This window comes from Allocoleopsis sp., from assembly GCF_036703385.1.
Taxonomy (GTDB): domain Bacteria; phylum Cyanobacteriota; class Cyanobacteriia; order Cyanobacteriales; family Coleofasciculaceae; genus Allocoleopsis.
On sequence record NZ_DATNPA010000758.1, the window covers coordinates 1 to 7493 of the forward strand.

Here is a 7493-nt window from a genome sequence, read left to right on the forward strand (position 1 = left end):
TTGGTGAGCATGACGATGCGATCGGATAGTAGGAGTGCCTCATCTACGTCGTGAGTGACCATCACACAGGTCACATGGCTCTCTTCGCAGATTTTCATCAATTGCTCTTGCAAACCGCCTCGTGTCAGGGCATCCAGCGCCCCAAACGGTTCATCCAACAGCAGCAACTTAGGTCGAATCGCTAAAGCGCGTGCGATCGCAACCCGTTGTTTCATCCCCCCCGAAAGCTCACCGGGTCGCTTCTTAGCGGCATGGCGCAGACCCACTAAATCAATATGGTGTTCAACAATCCCTTTACGTTCACCCTTGGGTCGATTCGCCATGACTTCATCCACTGCCAAGGCGATGTTTTCCCGAACCGTGAGCCAAGGTAAGAGGGAGTAGTTCTGAAATACCACCATGCGATCGGGGCCGGGTTGAGTCACCTGGCGACCTTCCAGAATCACACCGCCACGAGTCGGTTTATCCAAACCTGCAATGATATTCAACAACGTGGATTTTCCACAACCTGAGTGACCGATTAAGGAAATAAACTCACCTTGTCGAATTCTCAGTTCAATATTCTTGAGCGCAATATAACTTCCGCCGTTCGCTAGGGGAAATACCCGGTCAATATGGTCTACTTCAACAAAGACAGACATGGCTTTCGGTGGAGTGAATGAGTTGTACGGGTTGAGTGTTGCAGGAGGCAGTTTTGAACTCATGAAATTTGAACCTGTGCATGAGCTGGGTTGAGCCGATATCTTGATGTCCAACCCACCTAATAATGCATTGGTTCAATTGCGTTACAGCCAAAACTCTATTTCTGTTCTGTCTGTTCAGAAGTAACAACCAGTCGGGATATGAAACCTACCAGCCGATCCAGCATCAAACCAACAAGACCCACATAAATCAGGGCGAGGATAATTTCACTGAGATTAGTCGCTGTTGTCGTGTTGTAAGCATCCCAAATAAAGGAGCCAATCCCCACACCACCAACCAACATCTCAGCCGCAACGATCGCTAGCCATGATAAGCCGATTCCAATCCTTAAGCCTGTAAAAATATAGGGGACAGCGGCAGGGAACAAAATTTTAAAGAAATACTTTTTGCGAGATAACCGTAATACTCTAGCTACATTTCTGTAATCTTGAGGAATCTGCTGTACGCCTACGGTTGTGTTGATAATGATTGGCCAGATAGAGGTAATAAAAATTACGAAAATAGCTGAGGGATTTGCCGCTTTTAACGCCGCTAAGGAAATCGGTAGCCACGCTAGGGGAGGGACAGTTCGCAATACCTGAAATATCGGATCTACCGCGTGATAGATAAATGAATTGGCTCCAACCACGATACCCAATGCAATTCCCACAATTGCCGCTAATGAGAAACCCAGACCCACTCGCCCTAAACTGAAAAGAATTTGCCAACCGAGTCCCTTATCTGTTTCACCATTATCAAAGAAAGGATGGATGATAAAGGGGTCCCAGGTATCCGTAAACATTTTGAGCGGACTGGGTAAATTGGAGGTAGGACTCCAACATAGGAGCTGCCAAATCACCAGGAAAACAGCCAGCGCCATGAGCGGAGGTAGGAAAATTTTTCCTTGCTTCTGGATCAGTGAACCAATGGACGTTTGCATTTTTCTGGGTCTAGAACCACTCTCAAGCCGTGCGGTCATCCTTAAAATGTCTCCTAAAATCCGATGCTCAGTTGACTTATAGCGCTATTGCTGATTGCGAACGGTTTGATTTTTTACCAGACGCGAAAGAAAATATCGCGTCTTGGTCGTTACCGCGATTAGGCTTTCTTAATCTTGAGGCTCTTCAAGTATTCTTCTGGCTTTTCTGGGTCGAACTTGACACCATCGAAGAACGTCTCAACACCACGAGACGTGCTTGTGGGAATTTGGGCATCGGGAACACCAATCGCTTTCGCGGCTTCTTTCCACAAATCTTCTCGGTTGATAGAATCGACCAGTTCCTTGACCTTGGTATCCGCTGGAAGCTTGCCCCAGCGGATGTTTTCCGTCAAAAACCAAGTATCGTGGCTTTTGTAAGGATAGGAGGCGTTATCTGACCAGAACTTCATTAATAGAGGGCTATTCTCAACAACTGGGCGACCATCACCATAGTCAATCGTGCCTTTAGCCCGCCCTAAAATATCTTTGACATCGACATTGAAGTATTTGCGACCAGAGACGATTTTGCACATCTCTTCCTTGTTTTCCAGCTTGTCACACCACTGCTGTGCTTCCTGGATAGCCATCAAAAGTGCCTTCGCCGCTTGAGGATTTTTGTCCACCCAATCTTTGCGCATGGCAAAGGCTTTCTCTGGATGGTCTTTCCATAGTTCTCCCGTCACGAGAGCGGTGTAACCCAGTTTTTGGTTGACCAGTTGGGCGTTCCAGGGTTCACCCACACAGAAGGCGTCTACCGTTCCCACTTTGAGATTCGCCACCATTTGAGGCGGTGGGACGGGTTCGTTGACCACATCCTTATCAGGGTTGATACCACCTGCGGCTAGCCAGTAGCGCATCCATAAATCATGGGTACCACCAGGTAGGGTAATGGCCGTTTTGAGTTGCTTATTCGCGGATTTGGCTTTGTCAACGGCTTGTTTCAGTCCCTTACTGTCCAAGCCTACCTTCATCTCTTTGTAGGTATTGGCAACCGAAATCGCCTGACCATTGGTATTCAACCGCGCCAGGAGATACATCGGCACCTTATCGTTGAGGGTAATCAGATAAGGCATCGGGCTTAAGATGTGTGCTCCATCAATACCCCCGGCTGCTGAGCCGAGTTTGATGTTGTCGCGGGTTACAGGCCATGACTTTTGCTTTTCCAGTACGACGTCCTTCATTCCATACTTTTCAAAGATGCCCTTTTCCTTGGCAATAATCAGAGGAGAGGAATCGGTGAGGGCAATAAATCCCAGCTTGGCTTTGGTTGTTTCTACTTTCGGCGCATTGGCAGCCGGGCCAGTGCTGCTAGATGATGAGCCTTTAGCATCGGATTTCGAGGTACTGCTGCCACTAGAACAGCCGTGGATTAACACAGAGGCGGCTGTAGCTGCGCCTGCGGTGATGAGGAATTGCCGTCTGGAAAATTTGGTCATAGCAGATTTTTGGATGCTGTTCAGTAGCTTGGAGGTATTCCCAACCCTGACAGATTGGGAAGTGAAGAGTACTTACAGCGATTTTCAAATGAATAGACCACACGCAGACCTCTCTCCAAACCTCTCTCCTTGTAGGAGAGAGGCTTTGATTGTCTCCCCTTCCCTAGTAAGGAAGGGGTTGGGGGTTAGGTCTGATGATTGTGGTTCATACAACGGAAAACTCCTGTAAGGATGACCTGAGTTAGGAGGACACAACAGCCGCTTGCTTCGGCTTAGCACCAAACTGTTCAATCAGTAATTGTTGCAATACAGGTTTGAGGTCTTCGCAAGGAATACCTTTTTGCACACAGCTACCTAAATGAGCATCTTTCCCAACTTTGCCGCCCATATATAAATCGACACCTTCAACGGTTTTGCCGTCTTTACGAACCTTGGTGCCCATCAAACCGATGTCTGCCACTTGGGGTTGACCGCAGGAGTTGGGGCAACCCGTCCAGTGAACTCGCACCGGACGCGGCAAGTCGAGTTCAGCTTCTAACTGCTTAATCAGGGTCAATGCTCGATTTTTCGTTTCAATCAGAGCAAAGTTGCAAAATTGAGAGCCGGTGCAAGAGACTAAGGCTCGCGTCAAAGAGGCGGGGTTAATGGAAAACCGCTCTAGCAAGGGTTCAGCAAGGAAAGCATCTAACCGAGAATCGGGAACATTGGGGATAATCACATTTTGCTCAACGGTGAGGCGAATTTCGCCATTGCCGTAAACTTCAGCAATTCGTGCCAAGTCAAACATATCCTGGGCATATAGGCGTCCGATGGGGATGTGTACACCGACGTAGTTGAGTTCGGGTTGCTTTTGAGGAAAGACACCAAGATGATCCCGCTTGTCCCAATCGAATTCGTCTTTTTCTGCCTCTGGTTGTAGGGTTCGTCCTAGGGCATTTTCGATTTCACTGCGAAACTTGTCGATACCCCATTCATCAATCAGCCACATCAGGCGTGCTTTTTGTCGATTCGCTCTGAGACCGTGGTCGCGGTAGACTTCTAAGACCGCACGGCACACATCAACGACATCGTCCGGCGTCACCCAGGCATGTAGAGGAATCGCCGCATCACAGCGTTTGGCGGAGAAGAAGCCGCCCACGACAACGTTAAAACCTAGTAGGGGCGTACCCTTGTGGTCGCCCCCCTTGTGGTCGCCCCCGTCTTTGTAAGCCGGCACAAAGGCGAGGTCGTTAATTTCCGCATGAACGGAGTTGTCTCGACCACCTGCGATCGCAATATTGAATTTCCGGGGCAGGTTGGTAAACTCTGGGTTTCCTTTCCCTTGGTTGGTGATCATGTCTTGAACCTGTTGCACCAACTTCCGCGTATCAATCAATTCAGCCGCGTCAATTCCAGCCACCGGCGAACCGGTGATGTTACGGACGTTGTCCATCCCCGATTGCACAGAGGTCAAACCCACTTGCTCAAATCGCGTAAAAATATCAGGGATATCTTCAATTCGGATACCCCGTAGCTGAATGTTTTGCCGAGTGGTAATATCAGCACTGCCGTCTTCGCCGTAGCGTTGCAGCACTTCAGCTAACACTCGCATTTGAGTACTGCTGAGAATACCGTTGGGTAAACGCATCCGCACCATAAACTTGCCGGGAGTCACGGGGCGGAAGAAGACTCCGAGCCACTTAAGCCGATGTTCGCGATCGGTTTCATCCATCGCTTCCCAGCCAAGTTGGGCAAATTGCTCTAACTCTGACTTAACCGCAAGACCATCTTTCTCTGCCTTGAATTTTTCAAATTTGTTGAGACTGGCCACTGGCTTGGTTGCGCTTGTCATAGGTTTTTCCTTTGCGGGGTAGCGCTCCAATGTTCCCAAGGTCTTCCAGAGCGCTAATTCAATTACTCTTTAAATTGCTATTTGCAAATAAGGTTATTGGCGCTTTAAAGGAGAATTTGTATCTTAAGTTACAATATGTTGCAGTTTATGAAGAAAAAGCATAATTATTATGCAATTTGAACATAAAGCAGTTGCTCAGAAGAGAACATTCCTCCCTAAGGTCGATCCAATCAACGCTCAGAAGCCATAGCGTCTGTGAAATTCAGCCCTTTTTGTCCCAAGTTCGGTTACCAAACACGATCAAGTAATTTTTTGTTTAAAGATTTATGAAGAGATTAGCTCTTCAGTTTTTATCTGGTGAGTGTCACTTATTAAAGTGTCACCTACTCTAACCTCCCCAGAGCTGAGAAGGGATATTCTATCTCTTGTGTGAGGAGATAAAGTTACAACGAAAACGCGCTTGGGGTCGAAACACGGCAAGACTCCCAGGCGCTTTTTCATTCACACCAATTTACGAGACGTGGGTTTGAGACTCCCTACTCCCTATTCCCTACTCCCCTTGAATGCCATCTGCGCTGACTCCTTCAAGCTCGCTGACGCGATTGTCGGCTCTCTACAATGGGGGTTTCTCCCTTCTTGACAGAGCAGCGCCATTATGGACTGAATTGAAAATAAGATTGGAGCTGCTTTGATTTCAGCCATTAGGCGGAGTTTAATCCAGCCTAATGGCTTAATCTGAGGCTGATCAATTATTCATAGAATATAAGACTGGGCTTAAATTCGTTAATCTAAAAAAATCAAAGATTACGTATCATAACCCAGATTTTACAATGCTCTATCAAGTTAGAGATAAATTTCTCAAAGCCATTTAAAAGACTGCTGAACGATGACTAGACTATCTGTTTTATAATTCAGAAGGGAGCCAAAATGTTTGACCCAACATCAACTTCAGCTCAAAACCTCAAAAACACTTACTTAATAGTAAAATCCAGCAGAAGACAACCCGAACAAATATCAACTCTTGTCTCAGAAGAAGTTGCGATCGTTACCTGTAGCCTCCTGATTGCTGTATTTGCAATGCTGATGATGATTATCATGCAGACAATATATGCTGTGGCTTGGGGAACGGTCACAATTTGGCAACTGCTCAATGGTGAGGGGTTATTCACAGACGGGGACGAGCTTTGACAAGGCGATTTTAGATTTTGGATTAGGTAAAATTAATCTCGCCAAAACTAAAAATTAGATAATGTCAGAGCTTTTAGAACAAGCGACTGCTGCGGCCTATCAGGAAAATTGGTCATTGCTCAATCAATACTTACAGCATCTGCCATTGGGTACAAACGCCACAGACGCCGATGCTGAATCAGCAGCACTGCATGAGACTGATTTAGAGCAAGTCCTGAACCTGGCTTTAGAGGTTCTCGATGCGGGAGATTTTCGAGAACGCTGGGAAGTGGCTAAGCTGTTTCCCAAACTGGGAGAACGTGCGATCGCACCTTTGATTGAAATTCTGGAAGACGACGAGACAGATATGGAGGTGCGATGGTTTGCAGGCCGTATATTAGCCGAATTTAACCATCCCACTGTCATTCTCACGTTGGTCAATTTGCTCAAAACGGCTGAGGATGAAGATTTAGCCGCAATGGCAGCAAACGCCCTCTCCAGTCTCGGTAACTCGGCAGTTGATGCTTTGGCTAGCTTATTAGCCGATCCGCAGACACGGTTGTTGGGAACTACTGCACTCTCCCAAATTCGCCGCCCAGAAATTATCGAGCCCTTATTAAGTGTGGTTCACGACTCCCAGGTGGCAGTGCGCTCTACAGCAATTGAAGCACTCAGCAGCTTTCATGACTCCAGAATTCCACCTGTCCTGCTTGAGGCATTGGATGATCATGCCGCCGTCGTGAGAAAGGAAGCCGTGACGGGTTTGGGCTTACGCTCTGATTTGTGGGCCCAATTAGGCTTGCTCAATCGGATTAAAGCACTTCTTCATGACTTTAACCGAGACGTTTGCCAGCAAGCAGCGATCGCATTAGGACGTTCGGGAACTGATGAGGCCGCTCATGCGTTATTTGAAGTCATTCAATCACCCGCAACACCCATTCCCTTACAAATCGACTTTGTTCGTGCCTTGGGTTGGGTGGGCACCGATAAAGCTTTAGACTATTTACAGCAGGCACTGGCTCATGTGTCGGTGGAATGCGTGCATGAAATTGTCACCTTATTGGGACGTATAGAGCAGCCCGTTCTTAAAACGAGAGCGACTCAGATTCTCCTCGATTTTGTCGATTCGCAATACCTAGCTACAACATCTGTGACGGTCAAACAATCTTTAGCACAGGCATTGGGTCACTTGGGAGAAGGGAGCGCAATGGATGCCTTGGTGAGATTATTGGCAGATCCGGCGGATACTGTAAGACTCCATGCGATCGCCGCTTTGAAAAACTTCCCAACGGCGCACCAGCAGTTAGAGCAACTGGCGGCTGACGAGAACCTAACACCTGTCTTAAAGCAAGGAGTTGCGATCGCGCTGGCACAATGGCACGTTTAGGGATGGGGAATA

At 47.6% G+C, this 7493-nt stretch carries 6 protein-coding genes; 2 read left to right on the forward strand and 4 right to left on the reverse strand.

What is annotated here, in order from left to right; genetic code table 11:
• The 4 genes from V6C93_RS35515 to V6C93_RS35530 all read right to left on the reverse strand — a co-directional run.
• Positions 1-641, reverse strand: a 641-nt coding sequence (locus V6C93_RS35515) for a nitrate ABC transporter ATP-binding protein (protein ID WP_349262938.1), incomplete at its 3' end; no start/stop codon positions are given.
• Between the two features lie 158 nt (positions 642-799).
• Entirely contained in the window at positions 800-1660 is an 861-nt protein-coding gene (ntrB, locus tag V6C93_RS35520) for a nitrate ABC transporter permease (RefSeq protein WP_333481410.1), read from the reverse strand.
• A gap of 119 nt (positions 1661-1779) precedes the next feature.
• Entirely contained in the window at positions 1780-3096 is a 1317-nt protein-coding gene (locus V6C93_RS35525) for an ABC transporter substrate-binding protein (protein ID WP_333481411.1), read from the reverse strand.
• 241 nt (positions 3097-3337) lie between these two features.
• Complete coding sequence (locus V6C93_RS35530; RefSeq protein ID WP_333481412.1) at positions 3338-4927, reverse strand: ferredoxin--nitrite reductase; 1590 nt, start codon at positions 4925-4927, stop codon at positions 3338-3340.
• A 927-nt stretch (positions 4928-5854) separates the two neighbouring features.
• Here V6C93_RS35530 and V6C93_RS35535 point away from each other — a divergent pair.
• Both V6C93_RS35535 and V6C93_RS35540 read left to right on the forward strand, forming a co-directional pair.
• Complete coding sequence (locus V6C93_RS35535; RefSeq protein ID WP_333481413.1) at positions 5855-6115, forward strand: hypothetical protein; 261 nt, start codon at positions 5855-5857, stop codon at positions 6113-6115.
• Positions 6116-6176: 61 nt separating this feature from the next.
• Complete coding sequence (locus tag V6C93_RS35540; RefSeq protein ID WP_333481414.1) at positions 6177-7481, forward strand: HEAT repeat domain-containing protein; 1305 nt, start codon at positions 6177-6179, stop codon at positions 7479-7481.
• The last annotated feature ends 12 nt before the right edge of the window (positions 7482-7493 follow it).